This window comes from Acinetobacter sp. GW821-FHT01C12, assembly GCF_059422625.1.
Map to the genome: position 1 here is coordinate 95,209 of NZ_JBWKXD010000007.1, position 21,327 is coordinate 116,535.

The window sequence follows — 21,327 nt, forward strand, 5'->3', positions numbered from 1 at the left end:
GCGGAGTCTGTCCAATTTTTTAAATAAAAAACTGAATAAAAAAATTTGAGCGGGAAAGGAGACTCGAACTCCCGACCCCAACCTTGGCAAGGTTATGCTCTACCAACTGAGCTATTCCCGCATGCGGTGTATAATACATCAACAGATGGTAGGGTCAAGATTTTTCTGCAAAGGAAAATACTAATTGCATAAAATAAAGACATTTTTATGAAAAAAACTTCAAAATTTAATTTAAAAAATCAAATCGAACAGCAAAAGCTTTGCTGAACACACAGCGATGCTCAAAGAATCCGCTATACTATGTCATTCACCCATTGATCGATCTCTAAGGAATCTGTATGAGTTTAGAACAACAATTGATTGAAAGTTTAAATCAACTTGAGCCATCACATTTAGAAGTGATCAATGAGTCTGCTGGTCATGGCGGGTATTTTCCTGGAAAAGAGTCGCATTTTAAAGTGATCATTGTCAGTGAACAATTTGCAGGGTTACGGTTGGTACAACGCCACCAAAAAGTGTACGCAGAAGCCAAGGCCTTACTCAGCCCTGGAAAAATTCATGCCTTAGCCATCCATGCTTATCTTCCTAGTGAGTGGCAAGGTCAAGCCCCAGCAAGTCCAGACTGCGCTCATGCACCTAAAGTATAAAGTGCAGAGTAATTAAAATGGATACACATTTACTGATCAAAATCATTCATATGACCAGTGTTGGGTTATTAATCCTGGTCTTTGTTTTACGCGCTTCAACATTATTTATTGGAACACACAACCAGCAGCCGAATCCTAAAGGGCGGGTGGCTTTTGTTGCCTTGCAACATCTTTCCCTCACGGTGGTTATATTTACAGGGCTAACTTTATTGATTATGAATGAGTTTAAAGTGCAGCCTTGGTTCTATGCGAAAATTATTTTGTTTATGGTTTTCCTTTCCTCACAAATAAAAGCCTATAAAAAGGATGATACCGTTCTTTTAACACAACGCAGAGCAGGTTTAGTGATTGGTGGAATTGCTTTGTTTGCAACTTTAGTTTTGGTCGTGCTTAAACCAGTTTTTAGTTGATTGTTAGACATGAATTTCACACTTGTATAGCGTCTAGGTTAAACTAGATACAAGTTTAAAAATAATGATAGCTTAGGGAACTTGTATGCTAACTCGTGTGGTATTTAACCAAAAAGGCGGTGTAGGAAAATCAAGTATTACGGTGAATCTTGCTGCGATTAGTGCGTATCAAGGTTTTAAAACATTGGTGATTGATTTAGATCCTCAAGCAAATTCTAGCCAATATCTTTTGGGTGATGACGCCACCTATTCTGCTGAAAAAACTGCATTAGAGCCGAATATTGAAAACTTTTTTAATGACGTACTTGGAAATCATCAACAAAAAGGATTGATTGGCAATGCCATTGGTAGCCTTTTAAAAACAAAAAATAAAGGTTTTGAGCAATATATTCATCGTTCACCTTTTAAAGATTTGGATGTATTACCCGCCAGCCCGAGCTTAGGCGAGTTAGAACATGCGTTAGAATCAAAACATAAAATTTATAAGTTACGTGATGCGATTCAGACCTTAACCAGTCAATATGAGCGTATTTATATTGATACACCGCCAGCATTTAACTTTTTTACCTTATCGGCACTGATCTCAGCGGATCGTGTTCTGATTCCGTTTGATTGTGATGTATTTTCAAAACGTGCATTACAGACGCTTATTCAAAATGTCATTGAAACTCAAGATGATCATAATGATCGACTTGAAATCGAAGGCATTGTGGTCAATCAATATCAAGCTCAGGCAAAATTACCACGCGAAGTGGTCCAACAGCTTAAAGATGAAGGTTTACCAGTTTTAGAAAATATGTTGCCACCTTCTGTATTAATGAAAGAATCGCATCATAAAAATCTGCCATTAATTCATTTGGCTACAGATCATAAATTGACTCAAGCCTATCAATCATTGTTCAATGAGATTGATAAAAAATAATTTCGAGATCGTGATGAAATCATTGAAAATGACTTCTGTTAAATTATCAGTCGTTGCCTTAACGGCGCTTGTCGTATCTGCTTGTACGACGACGGTTAAACCCACTTATGTGTCGCCTACGCAGTATCAGGCGATGAACTGTTTGCAATTGACGACAGAATTTAATCGTATTCAGCAATACATTAATAATGGTGTACAACCTGCGAAACGTACAGGCGTGGGTGTTGGATTAGGTGTTGGTGGTGGTTGGGGCAGCGGTGGCTGGGGTTGGGGGATTGGTCCAAGTATTTCTGTAAACTTAGGGCAATCTTCAAATACCAAAAATACTGAGCTTTCCCGACTGTATGGTGAGCAAGATGCCTTGTCTCAGGCGGCTCAATTTAAAAATTGTCCTTATGTTCCTAAACGTCAGGAAGTCAAAAAATAACGGGTTTTACCCATAAAAAAGCCGATTTTAGAAATCGGCTTTTTTATCATTTTTAAACATGCTGTTTATTGACTGTTTGGCATTTTATTTTTATTAAAAAATTTATGACGTATATAACCAATCACACCAGGTAACACGCTGAGAATAATGATACCGAAAACCAAATGGGTGAAATTATCTTTCACAATTGGCATATTCCCGAATAAATAACCCAAGGTAATAAACGAGCCAACCCAGCAAATTGCACCGACTGCATTATAGGTTAAGAAATATTTATAATTCATGCTTCCTGCACCTGCAACAAAGGGTGCAAAAGTACGGGCAAAAGGGATAAAACGGGCAAAGATAATGGTTTTTCCACCATGCTTTTCAAAAAACTGTGAGGTTTTCAGCAAGTGTTGTTTGTTGATAAATTTAGAATCAATTTCAAAAACACGCGGTCCGACATATTTCCCGATATGATAATTGAGGGTATCGCCGAGCACTGCTGCAATAAATAGCAGAGTGATTAAAACCACAGGATCCATTGCACCCGTCGAAGCAGCTAAAGCGCCGGCAGCAAAAAGTAAGCTATCCCCAGGCAGGAATGGCATCACCACGAGACCTGTTTCAACAAAAATAATCAGGAATAAAATTCCATATACCCAGATACCATAATTTCTAATAAATTCAAACAGGTGTTCGTCTACGTGCAAAATAAAGTCAATCAGATCCATAAGGCAGAAACTATGCGAATTGGTGCACAAATCCTAGCAGTGTGAGTTATGAAAGTCAGTATTAAAAAGTAATTTTTTAAAACTTATTATTGTTCTTAATTTGCAACGATGAGTTTAGTTTTTAAGTATTTAACTTGAAATGTTTAGTGATTAATATATATACATCTTCAGAACGAAATACAAATTAGGTCACACCATGTTTAATCCAAATGTTGTTGTTAAAAATATTGTGAATCAACCCACCGCCAATGCGAGCATAGCATTGATTGCGCGTATTCTTATGGCATATATCTTTCTTGTTGCTGGTTGGGGCAAAATCACGGCTTACAGCGCAACTGTCGGTTATATGGAATCAATGGGTGTACCAGGTGCCATGTTACCTTTAACCATTCTGGTTGAGTTCGGTGGTGGTCTGGCATTGCTATTTGGTTTTCAGGCACGCTTTGCAGCATTTGGTTTGGGCGTATTTAGTTTGATTACTGCATTCCTATTTCATGGTGGTGAAGCAGATGCAATTAACTTTATGAAAAACTTCGCAATGGCAGGTGGTTTATTTTTCTTGATGTTGCATGGTGCAGGGAAATTGAGTCTTGATCATCTAATAGAAAAATAATTTAAACATAAATAAAGCTTTGAAAAGCCAGATCTGTATCTGGCTTTTTTGTGTGTTCATTTAGCACTATTCGAATGGATCAATTGGTTTATGCTATCTAAAAATATTCAATTCAGTTTTAACAATGAAAAAAGAAATTCTAGACAGAATAAAAGCACTGGGCGGAAATATTGATCAAGTCAAAGGTGTGTCATGGGTTGATGATCTATGCGCTATCTCCTTTAATACTGTTTTATATGAACGGCCTCAGGATACACCTTGGGCGGCAGCCGATGATCAAGAACCGATTTATGGCTTGGGTGACTATATTGATCAACATCAAGCCGAGCTAGACCTAAATCCAGATGGATTTTTTAATCAGTTGATTCAAGAGTATTACCAATTAACAGAAGAAGGGCGTGGGCAAACCTTTTGGCAAGCTGTGCGCTTTACTCCATATCAAGCTGGTACAGCTGATTTTGATGAATGGAACCGTGATTTTTTAGAGGATGATATTGATTTCAAAGCAGTGATCCAACTGACCCAAAATCCAAAACCTGATTTTCTACAGTTGTTTTATCGTTATAGTTTCCCTGATCGGTATTATATCTGCTTGTCTGATCCAGACCCTGAAAATCCAACATTATTTGGCACAGATCATGAGGTGTTTTTTACAGAGGTGATCCATGAAGGCTCCTTAGAAGATTTTTTAAATCGTTGTATGACCCCCAATGAACTGATGAGCATCATTAAAGCCAAAATGAACCTATAAGCTGATTATTTAAAATGATTTTTTACAAAGCTAAGGAACTTGATTGAATGGAGTGCGTACGGCTTATAAAAATGATAGAATATGGCGCTTATATTCGTTTGCCTGCATAGTTGTTGACTCATGACTACCAATACTCAAATTACTGAAGATCGTATCCTTATCTTGGATTTCGGTTCTCAATATAGCCAGCTTATTGCACGCCGTGTACGTGAAGCTGGTGTATATTCTGAAATGTATGCTTTTGATATGTCTGAAGAAGACATTCGCGCGTTTAATCCGAACGGTATCATCTTGTCTGGTGGTCCTGAAAGTGTGCATGAGGAAGGTAGTCCACGTGCGCCAGAAGTTGTGTTCAACTTGGGTGTACCTGTATTGGGGATCTGCTATGGTCTGCAAACCATGTCAGAACAACTTGGCGGTAAAGTAGAGCCAGGTACTGTACATGAATTTGGTTATGCAGCAGTTGACGTTTTAGTACGTGATCAATTGCTTGGTGATTTAAATGATGGTGATGACAAACTCAATGTTTGGATGAGCCACGGTGACAAAGTTTCTGCGATTCCAGCAGGTTTTAAAGTGACTGCAAGCACACCAAGCTGCCCATTTGCTGCCGTGAGTGATGAAACGCGCCGTTTCTACGGGGTGCAATTCCACCCAGAAGTGACACATACTGCCAAAGGCGCAGAGTTACTGTCTAACTTCGTTCACAGCATTTGTGGTTGCCGTAATCTTTGGAATTCTGAAAACATTATTGATTTACGTGTTGAACAATTACGTGAACAAATTGGTGATCAAAAAGTTCTTTTAGGTCTTTCAGGTGGTGTTGACTCATCTGTAGTTGCAGCATTGTTGCATAAAGCAATTGGTGACCAACTGACTTGTGTATTCGTAGACAATGGCTTACTTCGTTTAAACGAAGGTGAGCAAGTGATGGATATGTTTGCGAAAAACATGGGGATCCGTGTGATTCGTGCTGATGCAGAAGAGCGTTTCTTATCTGCACTTGCAGGCGAAGTTGATCCTGAGAAAAAACGTAAAATCATTGGTCGTGAATTTATCGAAGTTTTTGCTGAAGAAGCGCGTAAGCTTGATGGCGTAAACTTCCTTGCGCAAGGTACGATTTACCCTGACGTGATTGAGTCTGCGGCAACAAAAAATGGTAAAGCGCATGTGATTAAATCACACCATAACGTGGGTGGTTTACCTGAAGATTTAGCATTTGAATTGGTTGAGCCAATTCGTGACCTATTTAAAGATGAAGTACGTCGTTTAGGTACAACTTTAGGTTTACCACATGAAATGCTTTATCGTCATCCATTCCCTGGTCCAGGTTTGGGCGTACGTATCTTGGGTGAAGTGAAAAAAGAATATGCTGATATTCTTCGTCTTGCTGATGACATCTTTATGCAAGAGCTTCGTGCAAGTGGTTGGTATGACAAAACTGCTCAAGCATTTGCAGTATTCCAACCAGTAAAATCGGTGGGTGTCGTGGGTGATGGCCGTCGTTATGCATGGGTCATTGCACTTCGTGCCGTGGAAACGGTTGACTTTATGACAGCTCGTTTTGCCCATCTTCCATATGAGTTGGTGGATAAAATCTCAACACGTATCATGAATGAAATTAAAGATGTTTCTCGTGTGGTGTATGACGTTTCTTCTAAACCACCAGCAACAATTGAATGGGAGTAATTCAGGGATTTCAAGAAGCGAAGCTTCTTGCCTGAATTACGCCAAGGGCTATGCCCGCGGTAGAATTCGATACATTACTTTTAAAAAGAGCGCTTAGGCGCTCTTTTTCTTTTATACTTGAATTATTTAAAGCAAAAAATATTAAGAGAAATAGAATGTCTTTGCCTAATCATCAGGAATTAATGCTACCACTATTGAAACTCCTCAATACGCAAGGGCAAGCGATCCAAATTAGTCAAGTTGGTAAATTGTTGGCAGAACAATCAAATTTGACTACAGATGAATTAAATCAAATGATTCCGAGTGGGAAAAGAACAGTTTTTTATGATCGTGTGGGATGGGCCAAAACATATTTGGTTAAAGCAGGCTTAGTTAATCAGCCTGATTGGGGGATGTGTGAATTATCTGAAGAAGCGAAAAAATTAGATTTAAATATATTAGATAAAATAGATAATAATTTTTTAATGCGTTATGAAAGTTTTCGTGAGTTCAAGGTTCCAACAAAAATAAGGCAGAATAAAGAAAAGATTATTTGTATTGAAGAAAATGATGATATTGAAACACCTGAGGAATCATTACAAAGAATTAATGAAATGCTACTTACCAATTTAAAAGATGATTTATTGAATTTGATTCAGACAAAAAATCCATATTTTTTTGAAAGATTAGTTGTCGATTTACTGGTTGCTATGGGCTATGGCGGCTCACATCAAGATGCGGCCCAAGCCATTGGTAAAACAAGTGACGGTGGGATTGATGGAATTATTAGTGAAGATCGTTTAGGTCTAGATAAAATTTATATTCAAGCCAAACGTTGGAAAAACACTGTTGGACGACCAGATATTCAACAATTTAAAGGCGCTTTAGCAGATCAAGTCGCAAAAAAAGGGGTGTTTATTACAACCTCAAATTTTAGTAAGGAGGCTGTTGAATCTGCAAAGAAATCGGGAATTGTTTTAATTGATGGAGATAAATTGACTTCTTTAATGATTGAATTTGGTTTAGGTGTTCAGGTTGAAAGAAGCTTTAATATTTATAAGATAGATCAAGATCGGTTTGATGAAGACAATTTTTAGAAGTGTTTAAAAGAATTTTAATATTCTGACATTTACTACAAATTTAATAAAACGTATTTACTTAATCTTAATGATGTATACAGATATAAAAAAGCCAGTCAACTGACTGGCTTTTGTTGCTCCAAAAGAGCGATTGCTAATTGGATTTAAACTTAGAAACGGTATCCTGCACGAACGCCGTAAGTGTTGTAGTCATCACCAAAACCTACACGACCTTCTAAGCTAACGTTTTGATTAAAGAATTTCTTCGCAGAAATACCCCATTCATCACGATCAGTTAAATCATTGTTGTAGTAGTCAGCACCTACACTTAAGGTCTTATCTAAATACAAGTCACCACGTACTTTGTACTCATCCAAGTCGCCGAATGCACCAAAAGCTTCAAAGTTAGCGTCATATTGACCTACTTTGGTTACATATTTAGCACGAACAGTTGGGTCTGCGCCGTCATCACCATTTTTAACATCATAACCCGTTACACCAAGTGCAAGTAATAAACCAGGAGCTGGTAAATAACCTACTTCAGCGCCATAAGTCGTTACTTTATTGTCGATGTTGGTGTTATCAACTTCAAGTTCATCACGACCTACACGACCACTTACATAGAAGTCTGAGTTAGGTACATAGTATTCAAGACCCGCACCATATTGGCTGTCTTTTACACCATCATTCTTGGCATAATTTACATTGGCTTTTACATTACTTGCGCGATCTAAGAACGCAGCCTCATTAAGCGGTGAATTACGAGTTTGTACTGGTTTGAAATAATAAGTACCATCTACACCAAAGCTATGAGTTGCATCAAAATTATCTGGATCATTATATGTATATGAACCACCAACTTCGGCTTGGTAAGCATGTGCAGTGCCAGTTAAAGCGGCTACGGAAAAGATTGCAGATGCGATTGCTAATTTTTTCATGGAATTCGCCCCTATGAAGAATTGATTGATTTATACATGTTTGGTTACAATTTCGAGTCTAGGGCAAATATAAAAATCGTCAACCACGCTATAGTAACTGGAATGTAATATTAGTGAGTTTATGTAAGAATATTAACTTAAGATATTAAAAATAAACAAATAAAACTTATGTGTTGTTTTATTAAGATTGTGTAGATAGTATGGATATTGGTACACTTTGAGTAAGAGCTGGACATAATTTGTAATAAAAAAGGCATTTCAGAAAGGAAATGCCTCAAAGTTTTTTGGCTTTCTAAGTGCTTAAAAACGGAAAGTTCCATTCACATTATAAAGATTCATACCACTGCTAAAACCTGCTTCGGCACCAATAGCAACATTTTCATTCACAAAGTATTTGCTACGGAACCAGAGGAAATTATTATTGCTTTCATCATCATCTTTTAAACTATATGCACTGCCGATACTGAAAGCATGGGTCAAATAGTAATCTGCAGCAAAGATAACATTATTCTCATCGCCAAACACCCCATTCGCTTCAAGATTTAAATAATGTCCATTTTGACCAATTGGCATTACATATTTAATTTTAGCGGCAAAATCCGTTTCATCATCAAGATATTTATCACCACTGAAACCATCGACACCTGCTGCAATGAGCAAATTGCTGATCGGCATATAGCCCACCAATGCGCGATAAGTGGTGACGTTATAATCATTTTTATAACGAACTGAACCATAATTTGAATCTATGTTGCTTTTTATTTTGACTATGCCAAGCCCAATCTCACCATTGAGATAGAATTGTTCATGAAAATATTCTAAGCCACCTGTAAAGTAATGAAGATCTTTTTCATCTTTTGCTCGAGCAAGCTCATAAAATGTGCTTGTAGATAAAGGATCATAGGTTAAGTAGTCCTGACTTTCGATAGTACGATAAGCGTAACCACCATAGACATTGCTATTACGGCCTAAAAATGCTGCCTCATTCAATGGGTTGTTTTTGATTTGTACAGGATCAAAATAGTATTTGCCTTTAATATCGGCTTGATAGTCTTGATCAATGTAATTGTTATCATGATCAAAAGATCTAAACCCAGCATCAAATTGCACATTGTAGGCAAAACTAGAACAGCTGATTGCGGTTAAAGCGAAAAATAAAAGAGATTGTTTCATAAGTATCCTAAATTTTTTTGTGGTGTTGTAAGGTTAGAGCTTTGTTACAAAACAACAACACTGTTCACAAAAACTACACTGTAGTCAATTGTGTTGTCTAAAAAATGCCATATCTCAACTTTTTCCACTCTGTGGTAGAATGCGTTCGAATTAAAAGACGTCAAATGTGAGATTAAAACTCGTGGAAATTAATCCTTATCTAGTTCAGCTAAAAGACTTAAATGACCGTGGTCTAACACTACGGGGGTATCTTTGACTACGATCTAAAGAAAGAGCGTTTAGAAGAGGTTCTCCGCGAGTTAGAAGATCCAGCGATCTGGAATGATCAAAGCCGTGCTCAGGCGATGGCAAAAGAAAAAGGCGAGCTTGAAAACGTGATCAACGTTTTAGAAGGCTTGGCGACACAGCTTGATGATGCACAAGCCATGCTTGATCTTGCTGTTGAAGCAGATGATGAAAGCTTATTGGCAGATGTTCAGTCGGAATTGACTGCAGCGGAAGAAGAGTTAGCAAAACTTGAATTCCGTCGTATGTTTAGTAATCCAATGGACCCAAATCCATGTTATGTGGAAATTCAAGCTGGTTCAGGCGGTACAGAAGCACAAGATTGGGCTTCAATGCTGTTACGTATGTATATGCGTTGGATCGAACGTCATGGCTTTAAAGCAGAATTGATGGAAGAATCAGATGGTGATGTTGCTGGGATTAAATCTGCAACAATCCGTGTTGAAGGCGAGTATGCTTATGGTTGGTTACGTACCGAATCTGGGGTACACCGTTTAGTACGTAAGTCACCATTTGACTCAGGTAATCGCCGTCATACCTCATTCTCGGCAGTATTTGTATCGCCTGAAGTGGACGATAATATTGAAATTGATATTAATCCTGCTGACGTGCGTACAGATACATATCGTGCATCTGGTGCAGGCGGTCAGCATATTAACAAAACCGACTCAGCGGTACGTTTGACTCACGCACCCACTGGGATTGTGGTGGCATGCCAGAACCAGCGTTCACAACATGCAAACCGTGATCATGCTTGGAAACAATTACGTGCAAAATTGTACGAATTGGAAATGAGTAAACGTAATGAAGCTGCTCAAGCACTTGAAGATTCAAAATCGGATATCGGCTGGGGCAGTCAGATTCGTTCATATGTACTGGATGACTCTCGTATTAAAGATTTGCGTACTGGTGTTGAGAACTCGAACACGGGTGCAGTATTGGATGGCGATCTAGATAAATTTATTGAAGCCAGCTTAAAACAAGGTCTTTAATTTAAATTTTTAACAAAAGCAAAGCTTTATCCGTATTTTTGCAATATATCTAAAAAAATCGATATTAAAATCGAAAAAATGCGATATATTGGGTGCAAAGATGCTGAATGGAGCTTTGCTCTGAATTGAATGTGTCTAAGATGGATATTGATTTAATTTCTAAAGCATTAGCGAATCCGACTCGCCGACAGATTTTGGAATGGCTCAAAAAGCCACAACAATATTTGTCGGAAGAGCAGTGCGGTGGCTTTGGTCGTGGTGTGTGTGCAGGGAATATCGAGAAGCTCGGTAATGTCTCTCAATCTACGATGTCAAATCATTTGTCTGTTTTGCAACAGTCAGGATTAATTCAGGCCGAGAAGTATGGTCAATGGTCATATTTCTCGCGTAATGAAGCTTTAATTCAGCAATATATTGATTATCTACAAAACTCGCTTTAACGCCTGATTTCAATCAGAAAGCGAGTGATGAGGCAAATATGGCTGAACTTAACTCTCCCCTTGTACTTGGCGATTTACATTTAAAAAATCGTGTCGTAATGGCGCCTTTAACCCGTAGCCGTGCTACCACTGATCGGGTACCCACGGCAATCATGGCTGAGCACTATGCACAGCGTGCCAGTGCGGGTTTAATCATTACTGAAGCAACAGTGATTTCTGAACAAGCCAATGGTTATTTAAATACACCAGGGCTATTTACTGATGCACAAGTTGAAGGTTGGAAGTCTGTAACCCAAGCGGTTCATGATCAAGGTGGCTTGATTGTGGCGCAGTTATGGCATGTGGGACGTGTCTCTCATCCAGATTTACTCGATGGTGAAACACCTGTATCTGCAAGTGCAATACAACAAGCAGGACAAGTCAGCTTATTACGTCCAAAACGTGACTATGTTGTGCCACGCCCTTTGGAAATTTCTGAAATTCACACCATCACTGAACAGTTTAAACAGGCTGCAATTAAAGCCAAGGCGGCTGGTTTTGATGGTGTTGAATTACATGCTGCCAATGGCTATCTGATTGATCAGTTCTTACAAAGCTCAACTAATCATCGTGAAGACGAATATGGTGGTTCTGTTGAAAACCGTGCACGTCTTTTACTTGAAGTCATGGATGCTTTAATTGAAGTATGGGGCGCAGGCCGTGTGGGCATACATTTAGCGCCTCGTGGCGATGAGCATGATATGGGGGATGCTGATCCACGTGAAACCTTTGGTTATGTCTTGGAACAATTAGGTAAACGTAAAATTGCGTTCTTCTTTACACGTGAATATTTAGCCGATGACAGTATCAGTGAATATATGAAACAACGTTCAAATGGTGTGCCTTATATTGCCAATATGCGTTTAAGCCGTGAAGATGCCATCAAACTCTTGGCATCAGGTCAAGCAGATGCGGTGTCTTTTGGTAAGGCTTATATTGCTAATCCTGATTTGTATGAACGTCTAATTCAAGACGCACCTTTAAATGAATTGGTGTTTGAAAATATGATTGGTTCACAAACTGCGGAAGGCTATATTGATTATCCTGCTTTAGGATAAAACAAAGACTGTATTTTCTCTGGATGTGAATGGAATACTCATTCACATCCACAACTCAGATAAATTTAACCATTTTTCTTTTTGTATCGTTGAATCTTACAAGGCATATCTATTATACGATGGCATGGATATCGCCATTGATTAAGGCGTATAACACTACCTCTTAACCAATAAGCGTTTTTCATCCTTGTGAAGCCAAGCTTTGCCAGTACTGTTGTTGCTGGTTGATGGATCAGATTTGCTCTAGCATGAAGTCGACTACCATACTGACAACAAATCGTTAAATATTATTCATTAACAACTGAATATGGCTCTGTTATATTTGCCCATTCATCTATATTGAGACATTCTGTTTGGCTACTCCTTTTTGGTATAACACAGCACTTAAAATCGTTAAGCCTTTGTATCAATGGCGTATCAAAAAACGTGCGAAAGATAGCGCAGAATATCAACAAGAATGTCTTGAGCGGTTTGGTCCCTTTCAAGATGTAAAGAATCAGCATGCCATTTGGTTTCATTGTGTTTCAGTCGGAGAAACCAATGCGGCTCAGCCTTTAATCGAACATTATTTAAAAGCAGGTCATACTGTTTTAGTCACCAATACGACAAAAACAGGGCAAGCGCGAGCCAAATCATTATTCTTAAAAATACCTTATCAAGCATTATTTCAAGCAGTATATTTGCCTGCTGATCAGTGCTATTTAGTTGCTGATTTTTATCAGAAATACCAACCCAAATTATTGATTTTGGTTGAAACTGAACTATGGCCAAATCTTATTGACCAAGCTAAACAGTTTAAAGTGCCTTGTATTTTAGTGAATGCACGGCTTTCGGAAAAATCTGCCAAAGGCTATGCCAAAGTTCCAAGCCTGACCCGTCCAATGCTACAGAAATTAGATCAGTTATTGGCGCAAGATATTGCAACACAGCAGCGCTTTATTGATCTGGGTATGCCGCAAGATAAAACACAAGTACTTGGAAGTATTAAATTTGATATTTCTGCACCTGAACAATTTATTCATAAAGCACAACAGTTGCAGCAGGACTGGAACTTAGAAAATCGAAAAATCATTACTATCGCCAGTACACACGCACCTGAAGAAGAAAAATTATTTCTCGCATTTAAAACCTATTTAGAACAATATCCAGATTGGTTGTTGATCGTTGTCCCGCGCCATCCTGAACGTTTTGATGAGGTTTTTGCTGCTGCACAAAGTTTAAATTTAACAACACAGCGCCGTAGTTTAGAGCAAGCAATCGAGTCGAATACCCAAGTCTATTTGGCAGACAGTATGGGTGAAATGTGGCTGTGGTATGCATTGAGTCAAGCATGTTTTGTTGGCGGGTCGTTAAATGAACCTGGTGGTGGGCATAATATTTTAGAAGCTATGGTTTTAGATGTACCCACTGTGATTGGACCGCATTATTTTAATTTTCAAGCCATTGTGGATGAGTTCTTACAGGCAGATGCATTAAAAGTAGGGCAAACTGTTGATGAGGTGGTTCAGTTGTTGGTGCGCTGTTTGGAAGATCAAGCTTTTGCCCAGCAATTAAGCCAGCATGCGATTGATGTTTTAAAGCGTAATCAGGGTTCTTTAAACAAACATATTGCAGTGATTGATCAGTATTTATAATTTATACATAGCTGATGAATAAACACCATCAGCTAAAAATAAAACGAACCAGAATTTTTTATGAATATCGTCCTTCTTGATCCTCGTCAAACACAAGCTGAAACTTGGACAATCAGTTCAAAAAGGCAAGTTGAACATTTGCACACGCATCTTGCTGCCAAAGTTGGAGATACGCTTAAGGTTGGCGTTCGGGGTGCCAGTCGTTATTTAACTGAAATTGTTGATATTTCAGAACATACGATTTTACTTCGACCGATTCAAGAAGAGCCTGTTCCTGCAAAATTGCCTGTAACTTTAATTGTGGCATTACCACGTCCCAAAGTGTTACGCCGCTTAATTATGGATGCAGTGACACTGGGGGTCGAAAAATTAATTTTGATTCATAGTTATCGAGTCGATAAAAGTTATTGGCAAAGCCCTTTTTTACAGCAAATTGATCATTACATCACCTTGGGATTAGAACAGGCGGGAGATACCATCGCGCCCCAAATTGAGCTATACAAACGCTTTAAGCCTTTTGTTGAAGATGTCTTACCTAGCTTCATTACGCCACAAAATCCTGCTTATGTGGCGCATCCGTATACTGAACAGAAAATGCCATTTGCTATCGATCATTCATGTACTGTGATCATTGGACCTGAAGGGGGTTTTATACCTTATGAGGTAGATTTACTGATAAAAAACGGCTGCCAAGCAGTGAGCTTAGGCAACCGTATTTTACGTACTGAAACCGCGATCCCTTATGTATTGGGGCGCTTATTTAGCACGAGCTGATTCGATGTCATCTGCTGATGGATCACCGCGGTAAACTTTGACTTCCTGAACAGGATAAGGAATCGAAATATTATTATCCGCAAAGGCTTCTAGCACACGTTCTTGAATTTCACTGATCGAAGCCGCTGTAACCACTTGCGTGGTATCTACCCACCAACGAACGGTTAAATTGACAGAGAAATCCGCCAAAGCAGAAACATTCACAGTAAAGCCCGGCTGGCTTAAAATACGTTGATCTTTATCAAGTAATTTAAGAATAATGTCTTTGGCTTTCTGTACATCGTCTTCATAACCAATCCCAACCACAAACTCACAACGACGGCGTTGGTAAGCGGTATTTACCGTCACGGCGCTGGTATACACAGTTGCATTTGGAATCACGATACGTCGTCCATCAGGGGAACGTAAAAAAGTTGCACGAATTTGAATATCTTCGACAGTACCTTCCATATTGTTGACAATGATGTCATCACCAATTTTGAACGGTTCACCCAAAAGAATCAAAATTCCAGAAAGTAGATTTTGGAAAATATCTTTAAATGCAAAACCAATCGCGACCGAACCAATCCCCAAAGCACTCATCAGTTGAGCAGGAGTAAAGCCTGGAATTGCGATAACCATGGCAATTAAAAAACCAAAAAAGATAATTGCGGTACTGCCGACACGATTCAGTACCAGAACTAAATTTTGGCGCGTATAGGTACGGTTTTCGAGTGTTCTACGGACAAAGAATTTAAAAAGCTTAGACAGCAACCAAAAAATAGTGATGACGATCAGCGCAATACATAAATATGGCATACGCTCCCAAAAACCATCGACAAACTTGTCGATGGTTGAGTATGCGTCTTTATATTTTTCAGTATGTTGAATCACTGTTTGTGCAGTTTTTTCACCTGCAGAATGGATCAATTGAGTCGTGTCTTGTGCAACGGTACTCAATGCATTTGCTTCTTCAGCCACAATCATGTCCAATAAAATAATTGGCATATTTTGCCTGAAATTTCAAAGAAGTTAAGCTTTGATTACAGTTTTTCTTATGACGGACAAATAAAAATAATATTTGTGAATCAATATTCAACTCATGTTAAGGCATCATTAAGGATTAATTCTTCTTAAAAATATTTAGTCCCTTTTTCAATGATTGTTGTTGGATTTTCAATTTCTCCAGTCCCCAGCATAAATGACACTACGCTTATAGAGCTAACTAAGCTGATGATAAAGCCTATTAGCATCAGCCAAGCCATTAATTTTTCAATAAAAGTCGATGGGCGTGGGTGACCAAAACGATTGGCGCGATTACAACCACGTGCAAGGAGTAAATACAGCAGCATCAAGAATTGCACAATGGGAATCAGCAATAACAGAATAAACCAACCAGATTTATTACGATCATGCAGCCTGCGAATAATCACAACCATCATTCCATATAAATAAAGACAGCTGAGTGCGAGGTAAGTGAACTGTCCTAATACTGAAATCGAATTTATCGCATGTTGGCTGAATTGTAGTGAATGTAAATTCACAATGCCAAAGACTAGACCGAGGGCAAGCAATGCAATGGTAAAAATGAGATGCAAAAATCCAAACCAAGCAATATAACTCAAACGATTAAAGCGGCCTTGAGTAGAAAGGGGATGATCTACTGGTGATACTTGATGCTTTGAAAAAAAAGTCGACGATTCTTGTATTTGCATGACGATCGCATCCAGTTGAATGAGTTCGGTAAGGAAATGTTTTTTTCTGAAAAAAACCATATGCACTTCTGAATACAAATTATAAGATCAAAAAAACTCCATAGATATTGAAAATTCGAATATTTTGGCAAATGACTTAAGATTTTCCGATGGTTAAAGTGACCTCCGTGTCTACGACCAAAGCACAATTGTTAACCGAAATGCGCTATCGTAATACTGAACACATGCAGCAAATAAAATCAAGAACGTAGGCATACATCTCGTGATGAGGTGACAAATCAAGGAAGCAGAATATGAATGAAATCTATCCAGTTCCAGAACAATTTGTTAAAACAGCAAGGACCAATGAACAAGAATACTTCGATCGTTATCAACAGTCAGTAGAGCATCCAGATGAGTTTTGGGCAGAAGCTGCAAAGAAATTGGACTGGATTAAGCCATTTACTCAAGTAAAAAACACCAGCTACGACAAAGATAATTTTAAAATTGAATGGTTTGCAGATGGGCAACTGAATGTCAGTGCCAACTGTTTAGATCGTCATTTAAAAGAGCACCCACTGAAACCTGCGATTATTTGGGAGGGGGATCATCCATCTCGCCATAAAATCATTTCTTTTGAAGAACTGCATGATGAAGTATGTCGTTTTGCCAATGTCTTAAAGAAAAATGGAATCGGGAAAGGTGATCGAGTCATTTTGTATATGCCGATGATCCCTGAAGCGGCGATTGCCATGCTGGCCTGTACCCGAATAGGGGCGGTGCATTGTGTGGTATTTGGTGGGTTCTCTCCAGACTCATTGGCAAGTCGGATAGACGACAGTCAAGCCAAATTGGTGATTACCGCTGACCAAGGTATGCGTGGTGGTAAAACGATTCCCTTAAAAGAAAATGTAGATGCAGCATTGGCGCTGGATGGAACCACTTCGGTTGAAAAAATGATTGTGGTGCATCGTACAGGCCATCCAATAACAATGCAGGAGGGGCGTGACCTGTGGTATCACATGGAAATTATGACGGTCACAGATATCTGTCCGCCAGAACCGGTGAATGCCGAAGATCCTTTATTTATTTTGTATACGTCTGGGTCAACCGGAAAGCCTAAGGGGGTGTTACATACCACGGGTGGTTATTTAACCTATGTCAATTCAACTTTCCGTGAAGTTTTTGATATTAAACAAGATGATGTGTTCTGGTGTACTGCAGATGTGGGCTGGATTACGGGGCATTCTTATGTGCTTTATGGACCATTATCCAATGGTACAACCACGGTCATGTCGGAAGGCATCCCACAATATCCAACATGGGCACGCACAGGGCATATTGTAGATAAGCATAATATTACCATTCTCTATACTGCACCAACAGCGATCCGCGCCATGATGCGTGAGGGTGATGCTTTTGTGCGTGAAAGTGACCGTAGCAGTTTGCGTCTATTGGGTACCGTGGGTGAGCCGATTAATCCAGAAGCATGGAATTGGTACTATACCGTTGTGGGTGAAAGCCGTTGTCCAATTGTGGATACATGGTGGCAAACTGAAACAGGCGGTATTTTAATTTCTCCACTGCCGGGTGCAACCCCACTTAAACCGGGTTCGGCCACTCGTCCATTGTTTGGCGTACAACCGGCATTGGTTGATGCTGAGGGTCAAGAACTCGAAGGTGAAGCAGAAGGCAATTTGATTATTAAGAATTCTTGGCCGGGGCAAATGCGGACCATTTGGGGCGATCCTGAGCGATTTATTGAAGCGTATTTCTCAACCTATCCGGGCAGTTATTTTACTGGTGATGGTGCGCGTCGTGATAAAGATGGTTATTACTGGATTACAGGCCGTGTAGATGATGTTCTGAATGTTTCGGGTCACCGTTTGGGCACTGCTGAAATTGAAAGTGCATTAGTTGCGCATGCAAAAGTCGCTGAATCTGCAGTTGTTGGTATGCCACATGAGATTAAAGGGCAAGGCATAGCAGCTTATGTGACCTTGCAGGCCGGTGAAGCTGAAACTGAAGAATTACGTAAAGAATTGGTCAGTTGGGTACGTAAAGTGCTGGGACCTGTGGCAACACCTGATGCAATTTATTGGGCACCTGCTTTGCCAAAAACCCGTTCTGGAAAAATCATGCGGCGCATTTTGAGAAAAATTGCTGCCAATGAGCTAGATAGTTTAGGCGATACTTCTACTTTGGCTGATCCAGGTGTGGTAGATCAGTTAATTACGGAGGTTAAGGCCAATTCTTAATGATTGAAGCCTCTTGATTTTGCTAGCCAAAAGTTGAATACCGTTAGAGAAATTCTAGCGGTATTTTTTTGTTATTGATTTTCAAACCACAGAATAAGTAATGCAGGCATTGAGATAAGGAAATCATACTTGATTTGATAAGCTCAAGGCACTGGAAATAAGAGTAAATATGATGAATGCACCTCAACAGGCGGTAAACCTTTCTGCTTTAGCAACGGCAAAGCAATTGGCAGAACAATTTGCGCAGACTGCTGCTGAGCGTGATAAAGCAGGTGGCAATCCAAAGCTGGAACGGGATTTGATTCGTCAAAGCGGCTTATTGGGACTGTCTATTCCACAACAATATGGCGGGCAAGGAGCGAACTGGAAAACAATTTTCCAGACCATTCAAAGTATTGCACAAGTCGATAGCTCCTTGGCACATGTATATGGCTTTCATCATTTATTAATCGCCACCGTACAGTTATTTGCTCAACCTCAACAATATTCGGCATGGTTTGAACACACTGCCCGCAATAACTTGTTTTGGGGCAATACTTTAAATCCTTTAGATCAGCGCACGAAGGTACAACAACTCACTGAGAATGACTTTATTTTTCATGGTGATAAAAGCTTTTGCTCAGGATCAATAGATTCAGACATACTGCTTTGTTCGGGCTTTAATGATGCTGGAAAATTACTGATAGCTGTGATCCCAACACGTCGAGAAGGGGTCAGTTTTTTAGGCGATTGGAATAATATGGGGCAGCGCCAAACAGATAGCGGTACCAGTCATTTTGAACAGGTCAAAATTCACAAAGATGAATTATTGTTAAATCCAGGACCATTAAGTACACCTTACTCCAGTTTACGACCTTTGATTGCGCAATTAATTTTTGTGCATCTGTTTTTAGGCGTTGCTGAAGGTGCCTTTGACCTTGCAAGACAAACAATACAAAGTCAGAAAGCATGGTCAACGTCTTTGGCTGAAAATGCGGTGAATGATCCATTTACCCAGAAGCACTTTGCTGAGTTTTATGTACAGCTTGAAAGTGTACGTTTACTTGCCGATAAAGCCATTGCAGCATTGCAAACGGCTTGGAATATTGGTGAGCAATTAACAGCAGAACAACGTGGTGAAGTCTCAATTGCCATTGCGACTGCAAAAATTGCTGCAACCAATAGCTCACTGTTTATAACGCAAAATATTTTCCAAGTGATGGGTGCCAGAGCGACAACAGCCAAATTGAATTTAGATCGTTTTTGGCGAAATGTCCGTACTCAGACTTTGCATGATCCGATTGATTATAAGTATCAGGAAGTAGGGGAATGGGTATTGACTGGAAAAGTGCCTGATCCAAGTTTTTATTCTTGAACCTAAGCTGAGCGATGACATTTTATAGAAGTTCATTCTTAGCGCTTTAGTAGTTGGTATTGCCTATCTTAGATTGAAAAAAATCTGTGTTGGATAAGGGGTAGGTCTTATACCCCCTACCAACAGCGACAATTATGTTGCCTTGCAATAGATACAACATGAATGATCTAACAATGCACAAAGTTAAAGCCTGGCCCGATCTGACGTGTTTCAGCATCAAGGATTGGATTTTTGCTTTAAGCTATTGAGCACTTCATACGCTGCCTTAATTCGTTCAGCATTGGGAATTTTTTTATTCATTAACATCACTAAACCAAAATTCTCTTGTGGAATATAAATCACATAGGTCCCAAAACCATTGGTAGAGCCAGTTTTATGAAAGACTCTTGAACCAGTCTTCACGAGGGTTTTTTCAACAGGGTTAGATTGCATCACAACCCGATCAGAGTTGCTTTCTAATAGTGTGTTTAATGTGGTTGGGTAGCTGAATGATTCCCAGCCAAGGGCTTGGGTCATACTACCCATTTTAAAATAACCCGTATGTGTCGCTAGAATTGCAGGTTTAATCACTGCTTTGGCTTGATCTGGATTTAAGTTTAAATTTAAAAAATGTAGCATATCAGGTAGGCTAGATTTCACCCCATAGGCCTGCGCATCAAAAGCGCCAGCAGTGACCCGAAGCGGGTGATTATTTTGATCATAACCAAAAGCATAGTTGCTTTGTTGTGCTTTAGGAACTTGGACATAAGTATGTTGGAGTTCTAGTTTGGGGAAGATCACTTGTTCTAATAAAGCACTAAAAGGCATGTTCATGGCTTTAGCGGTCGCTTCACCGAATAGCCCTATGCTTGGATTAGAGTATTGTCGAAATTGACCAATCGGGTTTTTGACTTTCCAATCTTGAAAATATTGCAGTGTTTGCGCATCTGTTTTTATTTGATCAGGAAATTGCAATGGAAGATTGCCACTGGTATAGGTGGCCAATTCTAAGAGTGTGACTTGATTAATGTCTGAGTTTTTTAATGCAGGTATATATTTACCAGGGTGGTCTTGAAGAGAAGTTTTACCTAAATTTTGTGCATAAGTGCCTGCTGTTGCAGTAAATATCTTACTGACTGAGCCTAATTCAAAAAGGGTATTTTTATTTACGGCTTTCGCATTCGCAAGTGATTGCACGCCGTAGTATTTTTCATAACTTTTCCCGTTATACAAAACACCTATTGCCATACCGGGCACTGCATAAGTTTTCATTAATGGCTGAAATGCAGTATTCATCGCAGTTTCAACTTTTATAGACGTTGCAAGTATGTCGTTGGCGTTGACATAGGTCGTCAAGCTCATACTGCCAATGAGGACACAAAATATCGTTTTTGTTTTATTTAAAACTACCATACCCACTTTTTCCATCTATGCTACAAAAAGGGCGTATTTTAAGGTTGAAAGAAATTTTTTCCAAGATTGTGGTTGTTGAGTATA

Annotated in this window: 21 protein-coding genes and 1 tRNA gene; 15 read left to right on the forward strand and 7 right to left on the reverse strand. The window is 39.2% G+C overall.

Translation table 11 applies throughout. The features are described 5' to 3' along the window. Positions 1-48: 48 nt before the first annotated feature. Positions 49-121 (reverse strand) — tRNA-Gly (locus AC07WY_RS15595). Positions 122-338: 217 nt separating this feature from the next. On the opposite strand from AC07WY_RS15595, the gene AC07WY_RS15600 reads away from it, so the two are divergent. From AC07WY_RS15600 to AC07WY_RS15615, 4 genes are all read left to right on the forward strand, one after another. Continuing rightward, positions 339-647 carry a BolA family protein gene (locus tag AC07WY_RS15600; RefSeq protein WP_004723487.1) on the forward strand — a complete coding sequence of 103 codons (309 nt, stop codon included), beginning with the start codon at positions 339-341 and terminating at the stop codon, positions 645-647. Positions 648-664: 17 nt separating this feature from the next. Beyond that, the gene (locus AC07WY_RS15605) at positions 665-1,057 is read left to right on the forward strand and encodes a SirB2 family protein (RefSeq protein ID WP_004823649.1); all 393 of its coding nucleotides are present in this window, start codon (positions 665-667) and stop codon (positions 1,055-1,057) included. 85 nt (positions 1,058-1,142) lie between these two features. Beyond that, a complete protein-coding gene (locus AC07WY_RS15610; protein ID WP_004723483.1) occupies positions 1,143-1,979 on the forward strand; it encodes a ParA family protein in 837 nt (278 codons plus the stop codon). Between the two features lie 13 nt (positions 1,980-1,992). Continuing rightward, on the forward strand, positions 1,993-2,406 hold the full coding sequence (locus AC07WY_RS15615; RefSeq protein ID WP_004823650.1) for a hypothetical protein: 414 nt from the start codon (positions 1,993-1,995) through the stop codon (positions 2,404-2,406). Positions 2,407-2,471: 65 nt separating this feature from the next. Here the strand turns inward: AC07WY_RS15615 and AC07WY_RS15620 are convergent, their stop codons facing one another. Beyond that, positions 2,472-3,122, reverse strand: coding sequence for a DedA family protein (locus tag AC07WY_RS15620; protein WP_151956337.1), 651 nt, complete (start codon positions 3,120-3,122; stop codon positions 2,472-2,474). Positions 3,123-3,318: 196 nt separating this feature from the next. On the opposite strand from AC07WY_RS15620, the gene AC07WY_RS15625 reads away from it, so the two are divergent. From AC07WY_RS15625 to AC07WY_RS15640, 4 genes are all read left to right on the forward strand, one after another. Then, positions 3,319-3,735 (forward strand): DoxX family protein, encoded by a 417-nt coding sequence (locus tag AC07WY_RS15625; RefSeq protein WP_004723480.1) that lies wholly within the window; start codon positions 3,319-3,321, stop codon positions 3,733-3,735. A 124-nt stretch (positions 3,736-3,859) separates the two neighbouring features. Next, positions 3,860-4,486: a hypothetical protein gene (locus tag AC07WY_RS15630; RefSeq protein ID WP_494736676.1), complete on the forward strand. Its 627-nt coding sequence runs from the start codon at positions 3,860-3,862 to the stop codon at positions 4,484-4,486. A gap of 120 nt (positions 4,487-4,606) precedes the next feature. Next, complete coding sequence (gene guaA, locus AC07WY_RS15635) at positions 4,607-6,175, forward strand: glutamine-hydrolyzing GMP synthase (protein ID WP_004823655.1); 1,569 nt, start codon at positions 4,607-4,609, stop codon at positions 6,173-6,175. A 155-nt stretch (positions 6,176-6,330) separates the two neighbouring features. Further along, the gene (locus tag AC07WY_RS15640) at positions 6,331-7,251 is read left to right on the forward strand and encodes a restriction endonuclease (RefSeq protein ID WP_166783560.1); all 921 of its coding nucleotides are present in this window, start codon (positions 6,331-6,333) and stop codon (positions 7,249-7,251) included. Between the two features lie 152 nt (positions 7,252-7,403). Here AC07WY_RS15640 and AC07WY_RS15645 read toward each other — a convergent pair whose 3' ends face one another. Both AC07WY_RS15645 and AC07WY_RS15650 read right to left on the reverse strand, forming a co-directional pair. Next, complete coding sequence (locus AC07WY_RS15645) at positions 7,404-8,171, reverse strand: putative porin (RefSeq protein WP_004723476.1); 768 nt, start codon at positions 8,169-8,171, stop codon at positions 7,404-7,406. Positions 8,172-8,471: 300 nt separating this feature from the next. Further along, positions 8,472-9,350 carry a putative porin gene (locus tag AC07WY_RS15650; RefSeq protein WP_342590792.1) on the reverse strand — a complete coding sequence of 293 codons (879 nt, stop codon included), beginning with the start codon at positions 9,348-9,350 and terminating at the stop codon, positions 8,472-8,474. 175 nt (positions 9,351-9,525) lie between these two features. Here AC07WY_RS15650 and prfB point away from each other — a divergent pair. The 5 genes from prfB to AC07WY_RS15675 all read left to right on the forward strand — a co-directional run bounded on the left by prfB (position 9,526) and on the right by AC07WY_RS15675 (position 14,566). After that, positions 9,526-10,621 (forward strand): peptide chain release factor 2 gene (gene prfB, locus AC07WY_RS15655; protein WP_096735380.1). Its coding sequence is split into 2 segments (ribosomal slippage): positions 9,526-9,597 and positions 9,599-10,621, totalling 1,095 coding nucleotides; the frame shifts between segments, so codons are not numbered across the junction. A gap of 140 nt (positions 10,622-10,761) precedes the next feature. Then, positions 10,762-11,061, forward strand: a complete 300-nt coding sequence (locus AC07WY_RS15660) for an ArsR/SmtB family transcription factor (protein ID WP_034614967.1) — start codon at positions 10,762-10,764, stop codon at positions 11,059-11,061. Positions 11,062-11,099: 38 nt separating this feature from the next. Beyond that, a complete protein-coding gene (locus AC07WY_RS15665; protein ID WP_494736677.1) occupies positions 11,100-12,158 on the forward strand; it encodes an alkene reductase in 1,059 nt (352 codons plus the stop codon). A gap of 353 nt (positions 12,159-12,511) precedes the next feature. After that, positions 12,512-13,792 carry a 3-deoxy-D-manno-octulosonic acid transferase gene (locus tag AC07WY_RS15670; protein ID WP_494736678.1) on the forward strand — a complete coding sequence of 427 codons (1,281 nt, stop codon included), beginning with the start codon at positions 12,512-12,514 and terminating at the stop codon, positions 13,790-13,792. Positions 13,793-13,852: 60 nt separating this feature from the next. Then, entirely contained in the window at positions 13,853-14,566 is a 714-nt protein-coding gene (locus AC07WY_RS15675; protein WP_056518309.1) for a 16S rRNA (uracil(1498)-N(3))-methyltransferase, read from the forward strand. Here AC07WY_RS15675 and AC07WY_RS15680 read toward each other — a convergent pair. After that, the gene (locus AC07WY_RS15680) at positions 14,549-15,532 is read right to left on the reverse strand and encodes a mechanosensitive ion channel family protein (protein ID WP_373868811.1); all 984 of its coding nucleotides are present in this window, start codon (positions 15,530-15,532) and stop codon (positions 14,549-14,551) included. The genes AC07WY_RS15675 and AC07WY_RS15680 overlap by 18 nt on opposite strands. A gap of 146 nt (positions 15,533-15,678) precedes the next feature. Then, the gene (locus AC07WY_RS15685; protein WP_151802238.1) at positions 15,679-16,260 is read right to left on the reverse strand and encodes a DUF805 domain-containing protein; all 582 of its coding nucleotides are present in this window, start codon (positions 16,258-16,260) and stop codon (positions 15,679-15,681) included. Between the two features lie 293 nt (positions 16,261-16,553). Between AC07WY_RS15685 and acs the strand changes: the two genes are divergently transcribed. Then, a complete protein-coding gene (acs, locus tag AC07WY_RS15690) occupies positions 16,554-18,497 on the forward strand; it encodes an acetate--CoA ligase (protein WP_096735376.1) in 1,944 nt (647 codons plus the stop codon). Positions 18,498-18,666: 169 nt separating this feature from the next. Further along, positions 18,667-19,851, forward strand: a complete 1,185-nt coding sequence (locus AC07WY_RS15695) for an acyl-CoA dehydrogenase family protein (RefSeq protein WP_494736679.1) — start codon at positions 18,667-18,669, stop codon at positions 19,849-19,851. A 216-nt stretch (positions 19,852-20,067) separates the two neighbouring features. On the opposite strand, the gene ampC is transcribed toward AC07WY_RS15695, so the two are convergent. After that, positions 20,068-21,192, reverse strand: coding sequence for a class C beta-lactamase (gene ampC, locus AC07WY_RS15700; protein ID WP_494736703.1), 1,125 nt, complete (start codon positions 21,190-21,192; stop codon positions 20,068-20,070). Positions 21,193-21,327 lie beyond the last annotated feature (135 nt).